This is a genomic window from Flavobacterium sp. ZT3R18, from assembly GCF_007097385.1.
GTDB lineage: Bacteria > Bacteroidota > Bacteroidia > Flavobacteriales > Flavobacteriaceae > Flavobacterium.
The window spans coordinates 496,503-516,346 of record NZ_VJZS01000001.1 but is presented as its reverse complement, the minus strand read 5'-3'; the positions used below and the strand labels follow the sequence as shown (position 1 = coordinate 516,346).

The following is a 19,844-nucleotide window of genomic DNA, read 5'->3' as shown; positions in this document are numbered from 1 at the left end:
GTTGGCAGAAATTATCAACCAAAAAACGAATAAACAATGAACATTTATTTTGATGAAGCTGGCAATTCTGGACAAAATCTATTGGATAAAGAACAACCTATTTATGTTCTTGTTTCACATAACTTTACAATTGAAGAAGCTGAAGAAATATTAAGACCTTTAAAAACATTCTCGGAGGAGATTCACTTTAATAAAATTAAAAAATACCCAAAATACCAAATACCAATTGAAAATATTCTAAATCATCCTTCGATAAATTATGATAGAATTAAAATAGCATACTACAATAAAAAATTTGCTCTTTGCGCACATTTGGTAGATCAATTAGTGGAAACGACCTTTTATAATAATGAATTACCGTATTACGAAAATGGTTTAAATATCGCTTTTGCTCAATCTCTTTTTTTGCAAACCGAATTTTTCGATTTGAAATCAAAATATTGTGAGCTATTAGAACTATTTCAAAAAATGATTCGAACTAAAGATTCTGATTCTATCGATAATTTTTATCATAAAGCAAATGAAATTTTTAATGCTATTATTGAACCTGGAGAAAAAAACTTTTTCTTTCCTATCTTAAAAAGTAAAGAATATATCGATGAAATTTTAGAGTCAATAAATAAATTTTCAATTGATTTGGCGTTACCATCTTTAACTTTACTTAGCGACATATGGTCTAAAAAAGAAAATGTTAGAATCAATGTAATTCACGATGATTCAAAACAAGTTGAATTCTGGAAAGAATTTATTTTTTTTCTTTCTAAAGATATAAGTAAAGAGAAAGTAGATGTTGGTTTTGACAATAGAAAATTAACATTTCCGTTACAAATTGATTCAATAGAAATGGTAGATTCAAAACATAATATTCAAATACAACTCTCAGATTTAATTGGAAGTTCATTTGCTTACTATGCCAAAAACATTTTACTAAAGTCAAATGAAACTGATAAAATGGCTAATATAATTGCAAATACACGATTAGCAAAGATGAATGTCCATCCTTTACAACCAGATTTATCCTTACTAACTAAAAAATATAAAAGCACGAAAACGGATATAAATCCTCTTGCTTTTTTAGCGATGAAAACTTTAGAAAATGAAGATAAATTTAATGAAGCTTACCCAAAATAACTTCTGCTAACAGCTACTACAACGTTAGCTGTAATATCACAAAAAAAGAATGACAACAATTGAACAAAACATACAGACTTACGGACTTGTGACAGAATTGACGAACTCTCAAACTGCCAATTTTAAAATCATACAAAAACATTGGAAAACCTTTAACGAGCAACTGAAAAAATATAAGCTAAACCAAAACCGTGGAAATTGGGATAAATTTGGAATAACATACAAGACTGACGAAAAGTATTATTACTTGACAGCAATTCCGGCAATTAACCAAGTCTTTCCTAGTCATTTTACTGGTTTGGAAATGCCGAAAGGCGATTATGAAATATTTACTCATAAAGGTAAAATGGAAAATATCAAACAGACCCTTTTTGAAATTTACAAAGTCATATTGCCGAAATCAAATCTAAAAATTGAAGACAATACAAAGACAGGATTCATACACTTTGAAAAATACGATTATCGATTTCAATGGAACAAAGCCACTTCAATCATTGACATCTATTTACCTTTGAAAACTAACTTTGAATAACGAAAAGCTACAGATTGCAAGGCAAAAACGCGGACAAATTGACATCCAGTTTTTAGTACGAGACACATTGTAACGGGCACGGATTGCAAATCCGCGCTATCGTATTTAAAAATACTTACAAACCTACCCAAAAAGACATTATAAAATCTAAAACCGCAAATGGATAATACAGAAGGATTTATAAACAAAATTGCACAGAATGAAATTGACTTTAATGAAGGAATTAATCAATTATTACTTGATGAAAATTTTAATTTTGATGAACTCTTTACAATTTTGAAAAATTATATATTCAACTCAATTCCAAACAAAGACACTTATGAAAATGTGGCGTATAAAAAAGCCATAAATTCAATTCCTTTAAAACAAAACTGTACACCGATTGTAATATTAAATAACTTTGAGACTAAAATTGCATTCAATAAATTATCAAGCCTTTCAGATTCAGAATATCAAAAAACAATTATTTCTTTAGTTTGGATTTTCAAAATCACTGATACAGAAAGAAGAAATACTGAATGTAAAGACGGATGTAAACATTATTGGCATAACCCGATCGCTCGGATGTAGTATTTTTTTTCGAGGCGATAGCACTATATTGAATTTATGTAAGTAACCCTAAAAATAAAATTTACTACTATTTCCTGATTTTTCAATAATTAGAAAATAATGCTACAACAAATACACTTTAACCATTTCTCCTTTTTTCAATTCATAATGGCCGTGGGGCATATAAATCAATCCGTTTGAAACCGAAAAAGAGTTGAGCATAGACGAGTTTTGATGCGACAAAATTTGTGTTTCCCCATTACTGATATTCGCTTTCAAAAACTGACAGCGGGTATTTTTTACATCATAATTATGGGCTAATGGAAGCAAAACGGCTTGTTCATAATTGGCTACAGCGCCAGACAGTATTGCCAGTGTAGGCAAAACATACACATAAAAACAAGTCAGGCAAGCGGCAGGATTTCCAGGCAATGCAAAAACCATTTTATCGTTTAACTTACCTGCAAATAAAGGCTTCCCCGGTTTTTGGTTGATTTTGTAAAATAAAGTTTCTACGTGAAGTTCTTTTAAAGCTCTTGCCACAAAATCATAATCCCCAACCGAAATTCCGCCAGAAACCAAAACCACCTCATTGGTCGTTAAAGCCTCTTGCAGTTTATTTTTAGTATTTTCAAAATCGTCATTGACTTCATACAAGGTAACGGCATCATAAAAAGCGTCAATCAATGCAGATTGCAACATAATCCCATTACTCTCATAGACCTTGCCGTACTCAAGCGGCATTCCAGGTTTGGTCAACTCATTGCCGGTAACTACTATTCCGATTTTTGGTTTTTTATAAACCGTAATGGCTGTAAAACCAAGTCCCGCCAAAAACCCGATGGCAGCGGCGTTCAACAAAGTTCCTTTTTCGAGCGCCAAATCCCCAGCCGAAATTTGTTCGCCTATGGGTCTGACATTTGTATCTGGTTTCACTAATTCGTCCACTAACAATTGCGTTCCGTTTGCGGCTACTTTTTCAATTTGAATTACGGCTTGCGCTGTATCAGGTACAGCTGCTCCCGTAAAAATCTTGACCGCCTGCCCTGGAAGCAATTCGACCAAGTGGGAATCCCCAGCTTTTATTTCGCCGATAATTTCATAGACCAAAGCGTCGTGCAAACACAAAGCAAAGCCATCCATCGCCGATTGTCGAAAAGGAGGCATATTGATGGGCGAAAAAAGTGATTGTGCTAAAATATGTTTTCTAGTTTGAAAAAGAGGATACGCCACCTCTTGCAAAGTGGGTAAGTTATTTTGTAATATCGAAAAGGCTTCTTGAACGGAAATCATGGGTTAATGTTTAATGGTATCCAAAAATACAACTTGGAAATGAATTTTAATAACATTAAACCTATTGATTCTTTTTTTATTCATTGTTATCGGATTAAATTCAAAGACCTTTTTTTTGTATTATTTACTACCAATGACGTTTTTTTTAAAACAGGTACAAAACCAACCTTGTAGACACAAATAGTAAAGGTTAAATTTGAACACGAATTTCACAAATTGTCACGAATTCGTTCGTGAAATTATTACACGAATCAAATTAATCGCATAGGTTCGTGACAATTCGTGTAATTCGTGTTTATTTTTTAGACTTATAATAGCTGTAATACGTCATTTTATATTGCTTTTTTCAGAATAAAAATTACACCTCGCAAAGTCGAAAAACATAGTATCCTTTTTCTTAGCGACTTGGCGAGAAATTTTAAAACATGCGAGCCATTCGTTAATCCCTTAAAAGCAATTAAAATTCAGTCATTAAAACACTTTAAAATCTTTATCAGACAAACAATTATTTTTACTAGAAGCCAAAATTTAAATTCAAAACAAAATTTCTTCCTTTGCTTGGGATATTATTCCAACTTGAAAAAGTAGAATAATAAGCATCAAAAATATTCTCTACTCCTACCCTTACATTCCATTTGTTTTTTTCAACATAAAAGGAATAACCTACGAAAGTATTTAAAATAGCATAATCTGGTGTTTTATTTTCGCCATAATAAGGGCTGAATTGCGATTGAGTGCTATTTCCGACAACAGCAAGAGCTGCCGAAACTCGGTTTTTAAAATAATTAAAAGTACTCGAATAACTAAACGGACTGATAAAAGGCAAATTCCTGTTATTGCTATCTTTCCCGTACGCATAAACCATCTGCCCTTGCCATTTTAAGCTTTCTGAAATCTGACATTCTAAATTCAAATCCATATTAAAAAGAGTCGCATAATCAAGAGCTGTGTATATTTTTACCCCATTGGCACCAATCGTCATTGGAATCAAATTGGTATCTGGCGCTCCTACAATATAATTGGACATATGAAAAAAAGTAGCCGATAGTTTCGAACTCCATTTGTTTTTGGAGTAACCCAAAGACATACTCGATTCCAAGGATTGCTCGTTCTTTAATTCTGGGTTTCCTATATAATCGTACCCATCAAAACTGTTGAATAAATAAAAACCATACCCTTCAGAAACCGATGGTGCGCGTTCTCCATACCCTAATCCCAACCCGTATTCAAAACCGTTGTGGTTGTAGCTATAATGTGTTGAAAAACTGCCCAGAATTCTATTATTAGTAGCATCCATATTAGGATAAAAAATCTGTAAACTTTCCAGACCAAATTCACTGGCGACTTTGTTACTATGACTCGCAATACTGGCGGTAAACAGCACATTAGAACTCGTATTCAATACTAGATTATCTTCCAGAAACAATCCGCAATACAAAGTCCTAACATCAGGCCAAGTGTACATAAACATTAGATTTTCGTTGGGATCTTTGGGATACATCGTCATTTCAGCAATAGAACGATTGTAAAACGAACTTACATCAGCAGTGAAATTATGTTGACCAAAAACACCTTTTGCTTTAGAATACATTCCGTACGTATCACTCCAACCTGGCATATCCATGTGAATAGGAACATCAGGGCGCTTGGTATCATCCATAACATGGGTAACGGTATTGTAATACAACTTGGTCTCCCACGATCGAACAGCGGCTGCAACAGGAACATATTCATAACTCAAAGAAGATATCAATGCTTCGGCCAAAGAAACATCCATAGTCAAAGCGGGATAACCCACATCAGTTGCTTTATCATAAATAACAGCTGCTTTTAGCATTTTATTGGCATCCAACTTAACCCCGGAAGAAGCCGAAATATTAAACTTTTGAAATTGGGAAAAAGGTATTTCTTCGTTATTTCCTGCAAAATAGTTATCCGCTTTTCGGAACATAAAATCAGTGTCAATATAAAACGATTCATCTACATAATTGACCACCGTCCCTATAATTTTCTGATTATTATTGGTTTCATAACCTGTATTCAAATCGGCTTTCCAACCTAAATTCAAAAAACTGCTTTGATTTTTTTTTAAATCAATAGCGCCGCCAATTGTAGCGCCATGACAACCTCCTTGCTGACCCGAAACCACAGTAGCTTCCCCCAAATTTGAAACTTCTACATACGAAGTAATAGGATCCATTTTATCGGTGCAGGCTCCAAAAATCCGCATCCCATCAATGGTGATTAGCGTTCTCTCGGTAGCCATACTATTGATTATAGGTTCCCAGGCATAACCGCCTCTTTTAATCATAGCTACTTTGGAAGACTGCTGAAGGTATTCATCAATAGAAGCTAATGGTTTGTTTTGTTTTTGATACAGCTTTGTTTTTTTTCCAATAACAATAACTTCATTCAATGGTTTGGGAACAATCGAATCCTGTTGTTCTTGTTGAGCAAAAAGAGTTACGGAAATAAAAAAATATACCAAAAGGAAAAATAATGGTTTTTGCATCGAAATAAAATTTTGATTTGTATAGCATCATTCGACCCACACAAACGTTAGTAGTGCTAATTAATCGTGCTTGACTTAATTTCAAACAGATTTAAAATTTAAAAAAGGTCAAAAATCACATTCGACAATTGACCTTTTTAAATTCAACTAGAATTCTATTTCAAAGTAAATACTACTTGCAGGAACAGCATCTGTAATGGCTTCTCCCTTTAAAACTTCATTATTGGCATTCAATAATTGCAGGTTTATTTTCCAATAACCCGTCATGGTAAGCGACATTTTCCCTTTATACAATCCACCAGCAACACTCTGTGTTAAATCTACATTGTTAGGAGAGCTATGATTTCCCATACTTGGCATTCTTGGATCGATTTTCAATTTAAAATTATCCACAACCGGAAAAGTCATCATGTCTTGCATTTTAAAAATCGCCACTTCAATATCATTTACCGCCACTTTTGGGTGATGAGGCTCTGCGTAGGCAACAATGTATTTTACACCGTCTGTCCCTTTGAAAGTAGTGATAGTTCGTTTTGCAGAAGCCGGCACATCAATAACGGATATAGCTGTAAATGCAGTTCCGTTGATGGCATAATCAATTTTTAAATCCCAGTATTCCGTTGCATTTTGTGCCATTTGAAAAGCAATATACCCTTCGTACAATGTCCCTTCGGCTGATGCTTTTTTAATTTCCGATTTTGGACAGGAATGTGTCATTGAAGTCATGTGCATCACAGGCATCCAGCTTGCCTTTGCATTTTTAACATATTGTCCAGTTGAATTGTCCTTGATTCTAAAGGCAATTTCGTTAAATCCTTGCACCAGCCCTCCCATGTGTTTGTACAACTCGATGGTATGGGTTGTGTTTGTTATTTCTTTAAATTTTGTTAGTCCGTCGAGTTCATTCACGGTAGGTTCAGTAGCATCAGATGAACAAGAAGCAAAGGCAAGAACAGTAAATAGTAATAGAATACTTTTTTTGAATTGAAATTTCATTATGGGTGTTTTTTTTATATTTTTAAATTTAATGTTGACAGTGTTTGCCATTTAGAAAAAGCAAACATTGATTCCATAAGAGTCTTACCATTTGAAAAAAATCAAACAGTATAAACTTTAGAAACCTAAAAAATTTAAGATATAAAAATGGGTGGTCGAAAAAGGGTTTCCAAATGAGAATTGGAATATGAAATGGAATAATTGTAGTTTCTTTTTTCTTTATTTAAAAGAGCTAAAGACACTATTGCAAAAGTATCAATTTCCTGAAAAAACAACAGTTCGACAACTGGAGTGTAGCCTTTTTTGTCTGAAGTAGCCGGCTTTTCATTTTCATTAGCCTTCGCTAATTCTTTCATCAAATGACATTTTCCGTTACAGTGCATAATGGGTTTTGCCTTGTTTTCGCAAAGTACCTTCGAAATATATTCATAATTGACCATGTATTCTATAACCGGAAAAATTGGTTTTAGAAAAATAGCAAGGATGACTATGAATACGAGGTTTTTCACAGGGCAAAGATAAAATTTCCTTTTTAAAATTGCATGACAAATGTCAGTTTTCTAGTAAAATTTTGACACGTAATTAATGGTAAGTCGTATTGTTTACTAAACCCTAAAAAACATAACATGATAAAAATCATATATTTATATTTTGTATATTTATATTTTTACTGGCAATACATTTTCTTTACCGCAAATCAAAAGACACCTTTTAAACCTTAAAACTAATGCAAATAGACATAGATTTACTATTTACTTGGGGAGCTGTTGCTAAAAAATACAAAAAACACGAAGTGATTTTTGAAGAAGAAGAATCGGCTAATTTTTATTATCAAATAATTGATGGAGGCGTTCGAATGTTTAATCTAAATCTTGAAGGAAAAGAATACACTCAAGGACTTTTCAGCAATGGAGATGGATTTGGAGAACCTCCTTTATTTATAGACGAAACCTATCCATCAAAGGCGGTTACGACTCAAGACAGTACCATTATCAAATTATCTAAGGATAAGTTTTTGAAAATTATTGATGAGTATCCCTCCATTCAAAAATCATTTTTATTTTTGCTTGCCCGAAAAGTATATACGAAATCTAAATCCTCCAACGAAATTATCAACCATAAACCAGAGCACCGAATTATGGCTTTTTTAAATTCATGCAAGAAAAATGCCGAAAACAAAGATGCAAAGTTAATAATTCCATATACTCGCCAAGAAATCGCCAATTATACTGGCCTGAGGGTTGAAACCGTAATTCGTGCTTTATGTAAAATGAATACTTCCAACAAAGTAGAAATCATTAATCATAAAATATATTATTAAATGCACCACCTCAAATTCTGGCTTAAAATTTCCTTGTTAAACCTTTGTATTGTTGCCTTTCTTGGCGTTTTAATGCGCTATAAAATAGGCTTTGAATTTCCTTATTTCGAACAAAAAAATCTACAGCACTCCCATTATAATTTTGCTTTTTCGGGTTGGATAAGTCATACATTAATAACTTTGATGGTTCATTATCTTCAAACTAAAATAGCCTCTTTCAACGGTAAAACATATAAAGCCATACTAATTGCCAATCTAATTTGTTCCTACGGACTGCTAATCAGTTTTATCATACCAAAGTCTGATTTGTTTTCCATTATTTTTTCTACCCTCTCCATTTTTGTAAGTTATGTTTTTTGTTATCAATATATAAAAGACTTGAAACAACTGGACAATGATTATTTAGCAAAAAAATGGTTTAAAGCGGCGTTACTTTTCAATGTTTTATCCTCTTTCGGAAGCTTTTATTTGGCTTACATGATGATCAGCAAAAACATCATTCAGGATGTGTATCTATCCTCTGTCTATTTTTACCTTCATTTTCAATATAACGGTTGGTTTTTCTTTGCCTGCATGGGTTTGTTTTACGGTTTTTTGAATCTAAGAAAATCAGACCACCCTTTTTTCGAAACCTTTTTCACTCTATTTACGGTCGCTTGCATCCCTGCTTACTTTTTATCTACACTGTGGTTAGATCTGCCGTTATGGCTTTATATCATTACGACACTAGCGGCATTCATACAACTAATTATATGGTTTAAATTCCTTAGCGTTTTAACAAAAACAAGAGAGGGATTTCTGGAAAACTATCCCTTACGTTATATTTTAGTCTTTGTAGGTCTTGCCTTAAGCATAAAATTAGCCTTGCAATTAGGCTCAACACTACCAACGGTCAGTCAGCTGGCATTTGGGTTCAGACCCATTGTAATTGCCTATTTACACTTGGTTTTATTGGCTGTAATCTCATTGTTTCTATTGTTTTATATTTATACCAGTCATTTGATTTTAATTACAAAAAAAATAAAATTTGGTTTGATCTTATTTTCAACCGGCGTTTTACTGAATGAAATCATTTTAGCCATTCAAGGAATTGCTTCTTTCAGTTACACTCCAATACCCTATGCAAACGAGCTGTTGTTTATTACGGCTTTGATTCTTTTTTTAGGCATTGGAATCACTACTTATTATTCGTTAAAAAAAGTGGCTGTAGTCTAAAACAATGTTGCTAATGAAATTTGTTATTCACATTAAAAACAGCTATATAAATTAGTCTTGTATAGTCCCTACGGGACAATTGACACGGTGAATTTGTTTTTCTACCAACATTTAGCTCCTACGGAGCAATATCCCGTAGGGATTAAATGTTGGTAGCTAAAAATTTACGCACATGCTGTTGTCCCGTAGGGACTTTACATTTTTGATCAATTAATAGCTGACTGTTAAAGTTAAGTATAAACAATGAAAAATGTAAAACCATTTATTTAGACTACAGCCAAAAAAGCTAGAAACAACCCGGTTTTATGATTTCACTCATAAAATAAACGCTAGCTATTTTGGTAATTTGTTCTATAAAACCAAAGTACTATAATTATGAAAAAATCGATTCAATTATTATTAGCTGTTAGTTTTGTGACCTTCTCGAGTTGCAAGCAAAATAGCGAAACCAACGCTGAAACAGCAAAAACAACAGCAGCCACAGAAACTACAGACACTGGACAATCTGGAGTAAAAGATGAAACTTCATCCCCAAATATTGTACAAGTTGCATCAGGAAGTAAAGACCACACTACCCTAGTGGTAGCCGTAAAAGCTGCCGGATTGGTGGACGCCTTAAGCAATGCAGGTCCATTTACCGTATTTGCACCAACAAATGCCGCTTTTGATAAGTTGCCGGCTGGAACAGTTGATGGCTTGCTTAAACCAGAGAAAAAAGGAGATTTAGAAAATATTTTGGGATACCATACTTATGTGGGTACTTTGAAAATAGAGTATATGCAAGACGACCAAGAATTTGATATGGTTTATGGTGGTAAAGTAAAAATTACCAAAAAAGGAGACAAAACCTTCGTAAACGGTTCTGAAATTGTGGCTTCGATACCAACTTCAAATGGAATTATCCATGTTATTGGCGATGTGTTATTACCAAAATAAAAGTATTATTAATTCATATGTAGATAATATTTGTTTTTTATTTGAATATGGTATCGCCAGATCTTCATTGCTGTTTGCGACAACTGTTGTCATGGCGATTTCAAAATACTAAATTGAAAAAAGCGGAAGTTGTGATAACTTCCGCTTTTTTTATACAAAACCTTAAAACTATTTATTTTTAAACAATTACTCTAATGCTTTGGTCATCATAACTGCCGCTATATTCTGTGCTCTTTGCTTGATTTCGCTGGCTCTTTCGCCTGCAAACAACTCATCGACCGTATCATTAAACAGCGTATTCCAATGCAGGAAATGTGCTGGATTCAATTTGCTTTTTTGATGTAATTCTTTGTGTTTAAGCATAGGATTTCCATCAAAATTACCCGTAGAAAACAAAATATTCTCCCAGAAATCATACATTATAGGCAAATGTTTTCCCCAATCTACTTTGGCAACTTCTGTAAAGAAATAACCAATCTCGGCATCTGTTTTTATTTTATCATAAAAAACATTAACCAACTTTTCGATATCGGCTCTATTTATAATATCTGGTTTCATATAGATAATATTTAAATTTTAATGGATCCCGATAGCTATCGGGAGGTATCGCCAGATCTTTATTGGTGTTTATCTCATCGGTTAATATTTTGTTTTGGTATTCGATGATTTTCAATTGCGACAAACGGGGTCATGGAGATTTCATATCAATTCCAATTAACATTAAATACAAATTCCTTTCAACGGCATCAACCCAGCTGAAAACATAAAATTTACAAATCCTTATATTTGAATTTTCTCAAAGAAATAAAGAAGGGTACAATAAACCACAAACACAACAATAAAAAAGACAGTATCAATCCCCAAGTTGTGCCAAAAAAATCTTTAAAAATTGCCCCCGTATATCCCATCATGGCAGATTGATCCAAGTGCAACAGTATCTGTATTCTTGCTAAATCTATCGGACTGAATGCGGTAATAAAAACCATTGCTTTTTCTATAGGATAATCCGAAAGTTGGAACAGTAAAAACAAAACTATACCATCAAAAAGTAAGGCAAAATACAACCAAGTCATTATGGCGATTCCTATTCCTTTTGCTTTGTCTCTGGTGAGAATTGAACTTAAAAAAGCCAATGCAACGAATACCACAGAAATTAAGCATCCTACAATAAGCATCATTACCCCAACGATATCGGGTGCATTGATTAACAATGGAATTCCTGCTCCAACACAAAAAGCTAAAACCATGGAAAGCGACAAGCCAAAAAACAAGCTCAACCAAATCTTTTTGCGTTTTATAGGCTGACTCAACAACAGCTCAATAAACTCCGAACTATTATACAAATATATCGTTGCAAAAAGAATGGAAACTAAAGGCACCGTAAACAAAATAACGTTCAAAATCGTGAGTAAACCCTTGGCAGAATTGTCTTCTAAACCAAAAGAACTCCAGGAGAGTAATCCTAAAATTAAAGTATATCCAATGATAATTTTATTCTTAAGAATATCGAGCAGAATAATTTTAATGATTCTATTCATATGAAGATAATATTTGTTTTTTAATGGAATATGGAATCGCCATTCTTCATTCCAATTTTTGATTTGGAATCATGGCGATTTCATTTTTTTTATCTTTTAATATTTTAGCGATTGCTTTAGATATTTTTTGTTCGTTTGTAGAAAGCAATAAATCATCAATTGTTTTATGAAAATGGACTTTTCCATCTTGCATAAAAATAATTTGCGTGATCATATCATCCAATTCGCTTAATAAATGGGATGTAATCAAAATAAGTTTTCCTTTCTCTTTTTCTTTGATGATTTTCTCTTTTAATATCTCGGAAGCCAATGGATCTAAACCGGCAGTGGGTTCATCGAGAATCAACACATCAGGATTAAACAAGAAAGCCAATGTCGCACTTACCTTTTGGGTTGTCCCTCCCGAAAGCGTACGCATGGGTTTGTCGAATATTTTTTCCAGTTCAAAATTCTTGATTAAATCTACGTCCAATACTTGGTTTGAATTTCTGATTTTCTTCATCATTTCGATAATTTGACCAATAGTCATATAATCCGGATAGCGTCCCATTTGAGGCATATAACCAATATTCTCACGGTATCTATATTTACCTAAAATAGATTTTTGATCAAATAAAACATCCCCTTTGGACGGAATGACCATCCCCAAAATACATTTAATCAAAGTTGTTTTTCCACAACCGTTTGGACCAATGAGCGCAATACATTCGCCGCTATTGAAAGTTAGATTCACGTCATTTAGAACTTCTAAGTTTCCGAATTTTTTGGTAATATTTTTTATTTCAATCATAAAGACAAAGAATGCATTAATGGGGTTTTATCCACAAAATTATCGGGAGTGATACTGGGCAATATTTTTTCTGATTTATCCAAAAGCGTAATCATAAAACTTCTAAAAAGCAACATCGCAGAGGGGTTGTTTTCCGTAAGAACCGCAAACAAACTCAGCGGATGGTAGGGTACGTCCCCAACTCCATTTTTATTTAAATCATACCCTTCATATTTATCCCAATAATTACTGTTGAAGGTATTGAGAACCAAACTCCCGTTGGTACTAATGTCAAAAGTATTTCCCACAAAATTATTATTCTTGATTTCATTATCCATACAACTGGCCTGAATTTTCATCCCCCAGCCATTGGCTTCAAAAATATTTTTTTCAATAAGAATCCTACTCGTGCCCTCCATGTGAATTCCCGATGTGTTTTTGATAAATTTATTGCCTATAATATAGCTGTCCGAAATTTCTTTTAGCAACAATCCATAAGCGGCATCACCCCAATTTTCCTCAAAATAATTGTTAAACATCTTCACCCGCTTGGTAAACATAACAGCCACTCCAGCACCATTATTTTTAAAAACATTGGAAATATAAGCATCATCATTAGAGAACATAAAATGCAACCCATACCGAATGTTTTTAGTAGAAATATTTCTCCATATTACAGAATTGGTGACAAATTCAAAATAAATGCCATCACGATGACCCGAAACTGTATTGGCAGTAACTTGAAGACTATCGCTTTTCCAGCAATGAATTCCGTTGCCAATGCGTTGTTCTTCTTTTCCGTAAGCCCTGATTTTATTGTTTTTTATAATGCAGTTTGTTCCGTTTTGAATATAGATCCCAAAGAAATTATCATCCAGGATATTATTCTGAATTGTAACGTGATTCTTATTATAGACTTTTATTCCACAGGGATCATCAAGTGTTCCATAACCCGAATTTATTATTTTAAAACCATCAACGATAACACCATCCGCTTTTACCGAAAGTACTTCGTGTTTTTTTTGTCCATCCAATACTGGAAAGCCTTTTCCCAAAAAAACAATCCTTTTGTCGATAACAATATTCCCTTCTTTGTAAATACCTTTATAGACCAAAACTGTATCACCAACTTTGGCTAACGCAATGGCTTTTTTTATCGATTTTATGGGTTTATTTACTCCAACTTCAATTACGTTGGCTTTAAGGAATGAGGAAAAGAGAAGGATTATATAGAGGAGATTTTTCATGTATTGAGTAAAAAATGGCATTTGTTAAATTAAAAACTTAACTATTTAACAAACCAATAGGTTCCTTAAATTATTTTTTAATAACTGCATCCCAAGTTATTGATTCAGCCTTAAATTTTGATTCTAATGCTGCCGCTTCTTTATTGGATGAGAATGCGATCACTCCCCCTTTCATTGGGCTTAGAATCGTTTCTCCGGAAAGAAAAAAAGCAGTCTCTCCAGGAATTAAAACATTTTCTTTAGTAAAATCATTGACGTAAAAGGCTTTTATTTTGATAGCGGAATTTTCTCTACAATAATTGACCATACACATAATATCGTCAAATTTATAAACCCTTCCTTTTTGGGTAATCACTTCAGCCCCAAACTTACCGTCTGCAATGCTCATTTTACAAAAATCGCAATTATCCGTATTTAATTTAATTGCAACCGCATTGTAGTTGGTACAAGAAAAAACAGAAAAGGACAACAGAAACAATAAGACTGGCCCAATATTGGGTTTTCTGATTCTGCGTATCAAATGAAATTCTTTTACCACGATAACAAAAAGTAAAACCCCAGCAAGAACCATCATCCAACCTCCAACATCCGGAATGGAATAGGCTCCGAAATTCAGTAATTGTTTATACCCAATTAACGGCGGTTGATAGGCCATTCCAGGAACAACAATGGCGGCATTTGGATTCAGATTATGCCCGTATTCATAATTCCATCTGTAAAAATCAACACCTGCCAAAACACCAAAAAGCACAAAAGAAACAAAAAGTAAAATCACCCCTTTTCTTTTGGCGACGAAAACCATTATCAAGGAAACCAATCCAAAAAAACCGAAGACATAAGGCAATATCGAAAATTCGACAAAATCTTTAGTATGCAAGGTTTTCATCCCTATATAATGATTCAATCCATTGATAATATCTACATCTCCAGCAATTTTATTGGCGTGTAATTTTAACACTAATCCTTCAGGGTATTGAGGCGCTGTAAGTTCGATTCTCCACATTGGAAACAACAAAGAACCAAAAAACAAAGCACTTACAATCAAAAGAACCGCTTTTGAGAACAAAGATAATCTTGAAGTTTTCATAATTTATTTCTTAATATAAAAGTGATATAAAAAAAATGAACCATTAAGCATTTAAGCAGATTAAGATTATGAGTAACTTAAAATTCTTAACTTCTTAATGGTTCAAAAACACTAATTTTAACCTTAATTATTTACTTATTTATTTATTTAGTAGCTGGAAGATTTGTACCCAAACTAAAAGTCAAAGGAACATTGCTTCCTGCTGGAGATACTCTTACATATCCTTGCATTTCTTGATGCAAAGCACTACAGAAGTCTGTACAATAAAATGGCACTATTCCTATTTTTTTAGGAATCCATTTCAAAGTACAAGTTTCTCCTGGCATAATCAGTAGCTCTCCGTTATCGGCACCTTTAATGGCAAATCCATGAGGAACATCCCAATCTTGCTCTAAGTTGGTAACATGGAAGTACACCTCATCACCTAATTTAATTCCTTCTATATTATCTGAGGCAAAGTGAGAGCGAATAGAAGTCATATAAACGTCAACTCTTTTACCTGATCTCACCACTTTTGATTCTTTTTCTCCTTTTGTTACGAAAGGATGGTTGTTGTCTTCAATTTTATAGAATTTAATCTGTCCATTATTTCGAATCAAATCAGCTGGTGCCGCTTGTGCGTAATGTGGTTCTCCAATGGTTGGGAAATCCAAAATCAATTGCATTTTATCACCACTAATATCAAAAATTTGAGCACTTTGACACAATTCTGGTCCAGTAGGCAAATAACGATCTTTAGTGATTTTATTATAAGCGATCAAATATTTTCCAAAAGGTTTTCTACTGTCTCCACCAGGAATACAAAGATGTCCAACAGAATAATAAGTAGGAACTCTGTCTAATACTTTTAAGGATTTGATATCCCATTTCACCACTTCAGAAGAAACGAAGAAAGTGGTATAAGCATTTCCTTTTCCGTCAAATTCGGTATGCAATGGCCCTAAACCTGGTTTTTGTACTTCACCATGCAAAGCGGCTTCGTATTTAATAACTGGAATTCCATCATATTCACCATCAAACTGTTTGTTTTTGATAGCGTTTTGCAATTTATCAAAACTAAATACCGGAATTAACGCCGCTAATTTTCCTGAACCCACAATGTATTCTCCCGTTGGATCTACATCACAACCGTGAGGCGATTTTGGACAAGGAATCATATAGCAAATATCTTTGAATTCTTTGGAATCAAGTACTAAAACTTCAGTTCTGATTTCAGATTTTGCAGTATGTGTTTTTTCATCATACGTATTGTGGGCATATTTTACGGCTTGTTTTTTTCCTTTACCCGCTTTGATGTATTCTTCGGCTTTTTTCCAGTTTACAGCCATAATAAAGTCTTTGTCTTTTTGAGAAGCATTCACTTCAAGCAAAGTATTGGCTTTTTCTGTATTGTAGCAAGAGAAGAAAAACCAACCGTGTGATTTCCCTTTACCAGCGTGACTTAAATCGAAGTTCACCCCAGGAGCTGCAATTTGAAAAGCAATATCCATCTGACCTTCCTTACCTACTTTTACAAAACTCAAATAGCCTTTAAAATTTTGTTTGTACGTATTAATTGGCACATCACCATTAGCATCATCTGGCGGAATGCTAAAACGAGTTCCAGCCACTATATATTCTGTATTCTCTGTAATAAATGGAGAAGAGTGGTTACCCGCACTATTTGGCAATTCAATAATTTCTTTTGTAGTAAACGTTTTCAAATCAACACGTGCAATACGTGGTGTATTGTTGGCATTGGCAAAAAGCCAACGACCGTCAACTTCACCGTTTGTTTGTGACATTTCAACATGGTGTTGATCATCCCATGGCACAAAACCGTGAGAAGTGTTCAACATTGGTTTTGTTTCCTCATTGTAACCATAACCACTTTGGGGATCGGCAGAGAAAACAGGAATCACTCTAAATAATCTTCCACTTGGCAATCCATAAACAGTAACTTGACCACTAAAACCACCGGAAACAAAATTATAGAATTCGTCATATTTCCCAGGAGCAACGTATGCTTTTTGAGCGGCATCGCCACTTACTACATCATTGGAGTTTTTGGGTTTACAAGAACTAAAAAAAGCGGCAACTAAAGCAATCGCTAAAGTCCCTTTTAAAAATTTATTTTTCATAGTATTTACGATTATATGTTAACTAATTTTCTACAATTATTTTACACCATCATTTTGACGCATATATTCTAACACATGTCTAGCATCATCATCACTTAAAGACTGATTTGGCATACGCATCAAACAAAGCTCCAATTGTGCTTGCAGTTTTGGATCTTTGTCAATCATAGGATCTGGGTTTGTAATAAAGTTCATAATCCATTCTGGTTTATGACGAGAAGTAACCCCTTTCCAACCTGGGCCTACTAATTTTTCTTCAGTCAATTTGTGGCAAGCGGCACATTTTACGCCTTGTATAGCCTCCCCTTGCTTGGCCATAGCCACATCCAGTTTATCTCCTAGATCAACTGTTGTAAATTTCCCTAATCCTCTGTTTGGGTCATATGAAGACGGATCTGTTGCTTCGGCTGCAGTACCTTCTTCAGAAGAAGTGCTTTTTGAAAAATCTTCTGTGGACTTACTTTTATCTCCACAAGAAATTAACATTAACAGTGCAACTGCAATAAATGATAATTTGTACATAATAAATTGGTTTTAATATTTCTTAGGCAAATTTCAGAAAACAGTAACCATTTGATTATGATTACAATCATAGTTTATTGCTTTTTTAAATCCTATTTTAATCGAAATGAGTTAAACTTCTACTAAAGATTTCAACATCACAACACATTGAATATCTTGCAAATACAACAACTAAATAAAAACAAAAACACAACCAACCTTAAAAGTTAACCCCGAATTTTACAAATTAATTCGAGTCAATCAGCGCTATTCGGGGGCTTAAATTTTACCCAAATATTAATATCTGCACAATGGATCGCAATTTGGATTATTGCACTAATTTGAAATAACTAACCGTATTATTTCAAATTTAATTACTTTGCACAAAATTTAAAGTCAAATGAATAAAATTTACTACCATCTCCTTTTTTGGATGTTTATTTCTTTATACGTATTTGATTATATAGCCTCTTTTTACAATTTCAAAGAAAGTATCCTTTACTCCTCTTTTGAAGTAACTATACTTTGCGCCGAATTTTATATAAATCTATTCATTTTACTCCCTTTTGTTCTAAACAAAAAAGGCAAAACAGCCTATGCCGCAGCCCTAATCACGCTATTGAGTCTTAGTTTCTCTGCCTATTATGGTACCGGTTTAAACATCACTTTATACAATGATGATTTACTAAGGTCCATTATTTCTTTTCTGTTAAACCATTCACTTTATCTTTTCATCTCTTATATTGTTTGGTTTTTCAATAAATATTTTACGGAAAAACAACTGCGACTGCAATTGGAAAATGAAAAATTACAAACAGAAATGATGCTGTTAAAATCACAAATCAGCCCTCATTTTCTTTTTAATGCACTCAATAACATTTATACCTTGACATTGATAAAAAGTGACAATGCCCCAAAAATGCTTGCTACTTTAGCCGATATACTCCGCTATTTTCTTTATGAGGGAGACCAGAAACAAACATTACTAGCATCGGAAATTGAGATAATCCACAAATACATTCAAATCCAAAAGTACCGTCAAATTGAGGGAATGAACAATATCACTTTTAATGTATCCGACGACAATTCGGTAAAACAGGTACCGCCATTGTTGTTCATCACGCTTGTTGAAAATGCTTTTAAACATGGCGATATTATCGAAAACAAAAATGGATTTGTCACTATAGATTTGGCAACTTCCCACAACAAGATTGAATTCACTATTGCCAATTCTTTTCAATTTAAAGCAAACAACCAAGGAATTGGATTGAGAAATTTGGAATCTCAGCTTAAAAACCTATTCGAAAATAAGTATCAATTAAAAATTGAAGATAGCAATTCAATTTATAAAGTCAGCCTAAGTTTTTATGGAAACAAAGACAATATATAAATGTTTGATCGTCGATGATGAAACTTTAGCTCGCATATTAATTCGCACACACCTACTACAAATTCCCGAACTCGAAGTGGTACAGGAATGCTCTTCGGCAATTGAAGCAGATCACTATCTAAAAACGCATAAAGTAGATTTACTGTTCTTGGACATTCAGATGCAGCATCTTTCAGGAATAGATTTCTTAAAGTCATTAGAAAATCCGCCCAAAGTAATTTTTACAACTGCCTACTCCGAATTTGCGTTAGATGGTTATGAATTAAATGTTGTTGATTATTTATTAAAGCCCATAACTTTTGAACGATTCTATAAAGCAGCTCATAAAGCGTTAGAATTATTAAATTTAGAAAACGAGAATAAAGAAGCTGAGGAAGCTACTTTTATTGACAAATCAATAGTCATAAAGTCCAGTCATCAGCACATAAAAATTCTATTGACAGATATTTTATTTATTGAAGGACTTCACAAATATGTAAAAATTGTTACAGAGAAAAAAAATCATACCACTCTAATTGCCCTTACTGCAATGGAGGAAGAACTTTCAACCCTGCTTTTTTATCGCTGTCATCGTTCTTTTATTGTCAACCTCAGTAAAGTAGAGCTGATTGATGGCAACCAAGCTATTATTGGCACTCATAAAATACCAATCAGTAAATTAAACAAGCAAGAGTTCCTCGTTAAATTGGGTAAGAAAATAGGGTAGA

The 19,844-nt window shown here is 33.5% G+C and carries 19 protein-coding genes; 8 read left to right on the top strand and 11 right to left on the bottom strand.

The window, feature by feature from the left end; all coding sequences use genetic code 11:
- The first annotated feature begins 36 nt into the window (after positions 1-36).
- The 3 genes from FNW52_RS02250 to FNW52_RS02240 all read left to right on the top strand — a co-directional run bounded on the left by FNW52_RS02250 (position 37) and on the right by FNW52_RS02240 (position 2,233).
- Positions 37-1,131 (top strand): DUF3800 domain-containing protein, encoded by a 1,095-nt coding sequence (locus tag FNW52_RS02250; RefSeq protein ID WP_143375790.1) that lies wholly within the window; start codon positions 37-39, stop codon positions 1,129-1,131.
- A gap of 49 nt (positions 1,132-1,180) precedes the next feature.
- Entirely contained in the window at positions 1,181-1,663 is a 483-nt protein-coding gene (locus FNW52_RS02245) for a GyrI-like domain-containing protein (RefSeq protein ID WP_143375789.1), read from the top strand.
- A gap of 159 nt (positions 1,664-1,822) precedes the next feature.
- Positions 1,823-2,233 carry a DUF5958 family protein gene (locus tag FNW52_RS02240; RefSeq protein ID WP_143375788.1) on the top strand — a complete coding sequence of 137 codons (411 nt, stop codon included), beginning with the start codon at positions 1,823-1,825 and terminating at the stop codon, positions 2,231-2,233.
- Between the two features lie 102 nt (positions 2,234-2,335).
- Here FNW52_RS02240 and FNW52_RS02235 read toward each other — a convergent pair whose 3' ends face one another.
- The 4 genes from FNW52_RS02235 to FNW52_RS02220 form a co-directional block, all read right to left on the bottom strand.
- Positions 2,336-3,505 carry a molybdopterin molybdotransferase MoeA gene (locus FNW52_RS02235; RefSeq protein WP_143375787.1) on the bottom strand — a complete coding sequence of 390 codons (1,170 nt, stop codon included), beginning with the start codon at positions 3,503-3,505 and terminating at the stop codon, positions 2,336-2,338.
- A gap of 514 nt (positions 3,506-4,019) precedes the next feature.
- On the bottom strand, positions 4,020-6,017 hold the full coding sequence (locus FNW52_RS02230; RefSeq protein ID WP_143375786.1) for a TonB-dependent receptor: 1,998 nt from the start codon (positions 6,015-6,017) through the stop codon (positions 4,020-4,022).
- 147 nt (positions 6,018-6,164) lie between these two features.
- Positions 6,165-7,013 carry a FixH family protein gene (locus FNW52_RS02225; RefSeq protein ID WP_143375785.1) on the bottom strand — a complete coding sequence of 283 codons (849 nt, stop codon included), beginning with the start codon at positions 7,011-7,013 and terminating at the stop codon, positions 6,165-6,167.
- Between the two features lie 134 nt (positions 7,014-7,147).
- Positions 7,148-7,522 (bottom strand): hypothetical protein, encoded by a 375-nt coding sequence (locus FNW52_RS02220; RefSeq protein ID WP_143375784.1) that lies wholly within the window; start codon positions 7,520-7,522, stop codon positions 7,148-7,150.
- Positions 7,523-7,740: 218 nt separating this feature from the next.
- Here FNW52_RS02220 and FNW52_RS02215 point away from each other — a divergent pair, with 218 nt between their 5' ends.
- The 3 genes from FNW52_RS02215 (at position 7,741) to FNW52_RS02205 (ending at position 10,485) form a co-directional block, all read left to right on the top strand.
- Positions 7,741-8,334: a Crp/Fnr family transcriptional regulator gene (locus FNW52_RS02215; RefSeq protein WP_143375783.1), complete on the top strand. Its 594-nt coding sequence runs from the start codon at positions 7,741-7,743 to the stop codon at positions 8,332-8,334.
- Complete coding sequence (locus FNW52_RS02210; RefSeq protein WP_143375782.1) at positions 8,335-9,549, top strand: hypothetical protein; 1,215 nt, start codon at positions 8,335-8,337, stop codon at positions 9,547-9,549. It begins immediately after the preceding gene.
- 375 nt (positions 9,550-9,924) lie between these two features.
- On the top strand, positions 9,925-10,485 hold the full coding sequence (locus FNW52_RS02205) for a fasciclin domain-containing protein (RefSeq protein ID WP_143375781.1): 561 nt from the start codon (positions 9,925-9,927) through the stop codon (positions 10,483-10,485).
- Positions 10,486-10,671: 186 nt separating this feature from the next.
- On the opposite strand, the gene FNW52_RS02200 is transcribed toward FNW52_RS02205, so the two are convergent.
- The 7 genes from FNW52_RS02200 to FNW52_RS02170 form a co-directional block, all read right to left on the bottom strand.
- The gene (locus FNW52_RS02200; protein ID WP_143375780.1) at positions 10,672-11,043 is read right to left on the bottom strand and encodes a group III truncated hemoglobin; all 372 of its coding nucleotides are present in this window, start codon (positions 11,041-11,043) and stop codon (positions 10,672-10,674) included.
- A 212-nt stretch (positions 11,044-11,255) separates the two neighbouring features.
- The gene (locus FNW52_RS02195) at positions 11,256-12,023 is read right to left on the bottom strand and encodes an ABC transporter permease subunit (RefSeq protein ID WP_143375779.1); all 768 of its coding nucleotides are present in this window, start codon (positions 12,021-12,023) and stop codon (positions 11,256-11,258) included.
- 46 nt (positions 12,024-12,069) lie between these two features.
- A complete protein-coding gene (locus FNW52_RS02190; RefSeq protein WP_143375778.1) occupies positions 12,070-12,813 on the bottom strand; it encodes an ABC transporter ATP-binding protein in 744 nt (247 codons plus the stop codon).
- Positions 12,810-14,039 carry a nitrous oxide reductase family maturation protein NosD gene (locus tag FNW52_RS02185; protein ID WP_143375777.1) on the bottom strand — a complete coding sequence of 410 codons (1,230 nt, stop codon included), beginning with the start codon at positions 14,037-14,039 and terminating at the stop codon, positions 12,810-12,812. The genes FNW52_RS02190 and FNW52_RS02185 overlap by 4 nt, the downstream gene beginning before the upstream one ends.
- A gap of 70 nt (positions 14,040-14,109) precedes the next feature.
- A complete protein-coding gene (locus tag FNW52_RS02180) occupies positions 14,110-15,126 on the bottom strand; it encodes a nitrous oxide reductase accessory protein NosL (protein ID WP_143375776.1) in 1,017 nt (338 codons plus the stop codon).
- Positions 15,127-15,269: 143 nt separating this feature from the next.
- Positions 15,270-17,246: a Sec-dependent nitrous-oxide reductase gene (gene nosZ, locus FNW52_RS02175; protein WP_143375775.1), complete on the bottom strand. Its 1,977-nt coding sequence runs from the start codon at positions 17,244-17,246 to the stop codon at positions 15,270-15,272.
- A gap of 36 nt (positions 17,247-17,282) precedes the next feature.
- The gene (locus tag FNW52_RS02170) at positions 17,283-17,768 is read right to left on the bottom strand and encodes a cytochrome c family protein (protein ID WP_143375774.1); all 486 of its coding nucleotides are present in this window, start codon (positions 17,766-17,768) and stop codon (positions 17,283-17,285) included.
- A gap of 379 nt (positions 17,769-18,147) precedes the next feature.
- On the opposite strand from FNW52_RS02170, the gene FNW52_RS02165 reads away from it, so the two are divergent.
- Both FNW52_RS02165 and FNW52_RS02160 read left to right on the top strand, forming a co-directional pair.
- Entirely contained in the window at positions 18,148-19,137 is a 990-nt protein-coding gene (locus FNW52_RS02165) for a sensor histidine kinase (RefSeq protein ID WP_143375773.1), read from the top strand.
- Complete coding sequence (locus FNW52_RS02160) at positions 19,115-19,843, top strand: LytTR family DNA-binding domain-containing protein (protein WP_143375772.1); 729 nt, start codon at positions 19,115-19,117, stop codon at positions 19,841-19,843. Before FNW52_RS02165 ends, FNW52_RS02160 begins: the two co-directional genes overlap by 23 nt.
- Position 19,844: the final 1 nt, after the last annotated feature.

Excerpts from the sequence above, each read along its gene's own strand:
- FNW52_RS02245 (WP_143375789.1), top strand. The coding sequence starts at position 1,181 with ATGACAACAATTGAACAAAACATACAGACTTACGGACTTGTGACAGAA.
- FNW52_RS02200 (WP_143375780.1), bottom strand. The coding sequence starts at position 11,043 with ATGAAACCAGATATTATAAATAGAGCCGATATCGAAAAGTTGGTTAAT.
- FNW52_RS02180 (WP_143375776.1), bottom strand. The coding sequence starts at position 15,126 with ATGAAAACTTCAAGATTATCTTTGTTCTCAAAAGCGGTTCTTTTGATT.
- FNW52_RS02210 (WP_143375782.1), top strand. The coding sequence starts at position 8,335 with ATGCACCACCTCAAATTCTGGCTTAAAATTTCCTTGTTAAACCTTTGT.
- FNW52_RS02205 (WP_143375781.1), top strand. The coding sequence starts at position 9,925 with ATGAAAAAATCGATTCAATTATTATTAGCTGTTAGTTTTGTGACCTTC.
- nosZ (WP_143375775.1), bottom strand. The coding sequence starts at position 17,246 with ATGAAAAATAAATTTTTAAAAGGGACTTTAGCGATTGCTTTAGTTGCC.
- FNW52_RS02170 (WP_143375774.1), bottom strand. The coding sequence starts at position 17,768 with ATGTACAAATTATCATTTATTGCAGTTGCACTGTTAATGTTAATTTCT.
- FNW52_RS02240 (WP_143375788.1), top strand. The coding sequence starts at position 1,823 with ATGGATAATACAGAAGGATTTATAAACAAAATTGCACAGAATGAAATT.
- FNW52_RS02160 (WP_143375772.1), top strand. The coding sequence starts at position 19,115 with ATGGAAACAAAGACAATATATAAATGTTTGATCGTCGATGATGAAACT.
- FNW52_RS02235 (WP_143375787.1), bottom strand. The coding sequence starts at position 3,505 with ATGATTTCCGTTCAAGAAGCCTTTTCGATATTACAAAATAACTTACCC.
- FNW52_RS02190 (WP_143375778.1), bottom strand. The coding sequence starts at position 12,813 with ATGATTGAAATAAAAAATATTACCAAAAAATTCGGAAACTTAGAAGTT.
- FNW52_RS02230 (WP_143375786.1), bottom strand. The coding sequence starts at position 6,017 with ATGCAAAAACCATTATTTTTCCTTTTGGTATATTTTTTTATTTCCGTA.
- FNW52_RS02195 (WP_143375779.1), bottom strand. The coding sequence starts at position 12,023 with ATGAATAGAATCATTAAAATTATTCTGCTCGATATTCTTAAGAATAAA.
- FNW52_RS02225 (WP_143375785.1), bottom strand. The coding sequence starts at position 7,013 with ATGAAATTTCAATTCAAAAAAAGTATTCTATTACTATTTACTGTTCTT.
- FNW52_RS02185 (WP_143375777.1), bottom strand. The coding sequence starts at position 14,039 with ATGAAAAATCTCCTCTATATAATCCTTCTCTTTTCCTCATTCCTTAAA.
- FNW52_RS02165 (WP_143375773.1), top strand. The coding sequence starts at position 18,148 with ATGAATAAAATTTACTACCATCTCCTTTTTTGGATGTTTATTTCTTTA.
- FNW52_RS02250 (WP_143375790.1), top strand. The coding sequence starts at position 37 with ATGAACATTTATTTTGATGAAGCTGGCAATTCTGGACAAAATCTATTG.
- FNW52_RS02215 (WP_143375783.1), top strand. The coding sequence starts at position 7,741 with ATGCAAATAGACATAGATTTACTATTTACTTGGGGAGCTGTTGCTAAA.